This is a genomic window from Dehalococcoidia bacterium (assembly GCA_035528575.1).
Classification (GTDB): domain Bacteria; phylum Chloroflexota; class Dehalococcoidia; order E44-bin15; family E44-bin15; genus DATKYK01.
This window is the reverse complement of the sequence record DATKYK010000013.1, coordinates 1-3,291: the sequence shown is the minus strand read 5'-3', so window position 1 is coordinate 3,291 and position 3,291 is coordinate 1. Positions and strand designations below refer to the sequence as shown.

Genomic DNA, 3,291 nt, shown 5'->3' with positions numbered 1-3,291 from the left:
TAAAATAAAAGCCGGAAAGAGGACACCAAATTACAAGGCATTGGTGCAGGAGCTCGTCCAGGGACAGAAGAGGCCAACGCCAGTTTACCGTCTGGTGGAAACTGCTGGCCCTGACCACAGCAAGCAATTTACCGTCGAAATTCTGGTAGAGGGGGAGGTAGTGGGTAACGGGACAGGAAAGAGTAAGAAAGCCGCTGAGAACCAGGCAGCAAGAGCGGCCTGGGAAAAATTGAGGTGCAGCCATGGGTAGACGAGATTATAGACGACGAGAACCAAAGAAATCCAAGAAAGGGACGCAGCAGAGCAAACCGATTTCGGAACTCGTGCCACAACTGGAGACAGAGGTAATCAAGAAAAAGAGGAAGGCCGTTGAGTAGTACGAGGAATAAATTAAGGTGGCAGCCTTTGGTAAAGCCATTGGTCGTCCTCCTATCGAAGTGGTTCAGTATTGGCTCTCGCCAGTGTTTTAAAGTGTTTCTCCACCTTACGAGTTCACCATCATGTGCGCATTTCAGGTTTAGGATGATATTGTCGAGGACCTTAGCCGCCTCTTCTCTGCTCTCCTGCCGGTAAAGTTCCCTCATCTTTTCTTAAGCCCGGTAAAAGCCTTTAAGGCTGGGGTATTTCTCCAGAAGCCCATTCAATTCTCCTCTCGTCTCTTCTCTGTACGCTGCTAGTATTCTGTTGATTTGGCGCACGGAGAGGCCTGGTATCTCGGCTGCCTCTCTGGCAGCCATCATACCCCGCTCTACCCGGTTTAACACTATCAGTCTATTGTGCTCCTTCTTGCTCGATGTCACCATCTACTTCATGGGTGACATTTTCGCTTAACAGTTATAAGGGCTTGACAAATAGCTGGGTAAATTTTACACTGTGTAATATACAGAGCCGTAGAATAGAATTACAGCCCTGACTAAAGCGCGGTTTCGTGTGTCGAAATCAGAGTTTCAGGTACGCAAATCAAGAGGTGGGGGTAGTGCCTATGTGGAATTGACTCTCAGGAAAGACTGAGCGGCTATCTGGGAAGACAGATAAAGAAATTTAGGAAAGGAGGAAATACAGGATGAAATCAAAAAAGTTGTTGATTAGCCTGGGTCTGGCTGTGGTCTTGGTGGTGGCTTTTGCCCTTCCTGCCTGTGAGCCGGGGGTAACAGTTAAGAGGCTGACTGTGGGCACTCTGGTGGATGTTCCGAATTTGAACATGGATGAAGAGGAGCTGGAAAACAGCAACCTCGGTTGCATCTACAAGAATATGGTCTATGAGACCCTGACGGCTTACCCCAAGGTTGGTGACAAGGTTGCGGGTGAGCCTGACTTATGGTATGATGCTGATGGATTTATTCCCACGCTGGCAACGGGCTACAACGTTACGTATGAGTCGCGGTATCATCCAGTCAATAAGGTAATGCAAGATGCACAGGTATGGACAGTGACTTTGCGGGAAGGTGTCAAATGGCATGACTTCGCCACCAGCGGAGAGTACCTCGACGCAGATGATGTAGAGTTCACGTGTAAAAACGTACTTTCCGAGTGGGATCCGGCCAAGCCGATTTGCTGGGAGGACTATTGGGAAGAGTACGAGGCTACATGGTGGGTCAACGCCACCGGTACCCACACAATCGAATTTATATTTGAGCATAATATTACTGAAGCGCATCATCCCATGGTGTGGGCCTGGGACGCCATAGTTCCCGAGCACGTTTTCGGACCGGATGGCGAAGGTGTGTATGATGACTGGGACCCCGACCCAATGGCGTGGGACGGTGAAAACATCGGTACCGGGCCGTACAAGTTTGTGGAGTACAAGCCAGGTCAGTACCATAAGTGGGTACGCAACGATGACTGGTGGGGCGAGTCTGAGTACGGGCCGATTGAGATAGAGGAGATATATATCAAAATCTTCCCGACGATGGAGAGTCTCGTAGCGGCCTTCGAGGAGGGCGAGATAGATACATATATGGCGAGTTTCGCGTTTGCGAGCATACCCAGCTTCCTGGAAGAAGAAGACATCACGGTTGAAGTAGTGCCAGGAGTTGCACTCTACTATCTGGGGTTCAATCTTTACACGGACGACTATTGGGACGACTATGGCTTGCCGCCAGCTTTGAATTACACGGAGAACCCGCTGCATGACAAGGCTCTCAGGCAGGCTATCGCCTTTGCGATAGATGCTCAACCCATGGTAGATGTGATCCTTGGCGGGGATACCAATCTTGATCTTGTCCCCCATGGTGATCTTGACGCCTATGGTGATCTTGCCGATAGCTGGGTATATCCCGAAAGCGCCGGGTACAAAAGTGGGATGGAGATGTATGAGCAAGACATCGATAAGGCTGCGGAACTAATGGTGGCTGCGGGTTATTACCAGGATGGAATGGGTGGAGGATACGAGGATGGAGGATATTGGGTAAGCAACTACACAGATGAAAAATTCTCATTTGAACTCAGAACGGCGAACACCCTCACTGAGGGCGACACCGGGCAGAAAATCCACGACGACCTTGAGGCTTTCGGCATAGATATCAACTTTCTGACCGTAGACAGCACCACTTTTTTACAAAAGCTTTATCAACCATATAGTAATGAGTGGGATCTGGTTGTAGGTGAGGAAGAGCCGGCTGCCGATCCAGTCGGCACCTGGGCCTTGATGCTGATAACGGATCCTTGGGGTTGGGGTGAAGAATGGTCCCCTACTTTCTGGGTCAACGTGGACTTCAATGAGAAGTACGAGGAGATTTATAGTGCCGCGGATCCCAACATTCCTCGCAGAGAGGCTCAGGCGATAGCGAACGAGGAGCTGCCGATGTATATGCTGTATAGGGAGCACACGATTAGTGCTTACTGGACCGACAGGTGGACGGGCTGGTACAACGAGCTCGGCGGCCCTCTATACTGGTTTAACGAGTGGAACATGTATGGGTTGCACTGGGTGGGAGGAGATTAAGACTCCTGATCAGTGATCGCTGAATCATCGCTGAGTGTCTAAGTGGTGATGATGGCAGGAAGGGAAACACGAGGAGCCATCATCACCACTTCATTATGTTGTGGCCGGAGATGATTTCCGCCAGCCCCGGACAAAAGATGTAGTGCGAGGCTTCAGCCTCGCGCCGCATCCCGTCTGCAGTTTTTGCCGGTACTCGATACGGGGCTGGGACATAAGGGGGTGATCTAGTTCAGATGGATGGGTGACACTTTATATGTTTGTAACATCGGCTAATAACCTTCCGTGTCATTGCGAGCCCCGACTTGTCGGGGCGTGGCAATCTCATTGCGAAGCTGGACCTGCTATAG

General features: G+C 50.5%; 4 protein-coding genes. 3 read left to right on the top strand and 1 reads right to left on the bottom strand.

Annotated elements, in window-relative coordinates; translation table 11 throughout:
• Positions 1-250 (top strand): putative dsRNA-binding protein (locus VMX96_01930; protein HUU62668.1); only part of this gene is annotated, 250 nt, incomplete at its 5' end.
• Positions 243-377: a hypothetical protein gene (locus tag VMX96_01925; protein ID HUU62667.1), complete on the top strand. Its 135-nt coding sequence runs from the start codon at positions 243-245 to the stop codon at positions 375-377. The genes VMX96_01930 and VMX96_01925, both read left to right, overlap by 8 nt.
• 213 nt (positions 378-590) lie before the next feature.
• Here VMX96_01925 and VMX96_01920 read toward each other — a convergent pair whose 3' ends face one another.
• The gene (locus VMX96_01920; protein HUU62666.1) at positions 591-803 is read right to left on the bottom strand and encodes a hypothetical protein; all 213 of its coding nucleotides are present in this window, start codon (positions 801-803) and stop codon (positions 591-593) included.
• 260 nt (positions 804-1,063) lie between these two features.
• On the opposite strand from VMX96_01920, the gene VMX96_01915 reads away from it, so the two are divergent.
• On the top strand, positions 1,064-2,944 hold the full coding sequence (locus VMX96_01915; protein HUU62665.1) for an ABC transporter substrate-binding protein: 1,881 nt from the start codon (positions 1,064-1,066) through the stop codon (positions 2,942-2,944).
• Positions 2,945-3,291 lie beyond the last annotated feature (347 nt).

Bases quoted from the DNA above. Each gene is read 5' to 3' on its own strand.
- VMX96_01925 (HUU62667.1), top strand. From the start codon at position 243: ATGGGTAGACGAGATTATAGACGACGAGAACCAAAGAAATCCAAGAAA.
- VMX96_01920 (HUU62666.1), bottom strand. From the start codon at position 803: ATGGTGACATCGAGCAAGAAGGAGCACAATAGACTGATAGTGTTAAAC.
- VMX96_01915 (HUU62665.1), top strand. From the start codon at position 1,064: ATGAAATCAAAAAAGTTGTTGATTAGCCTGGGTCTGGCTGTGGTCTTG.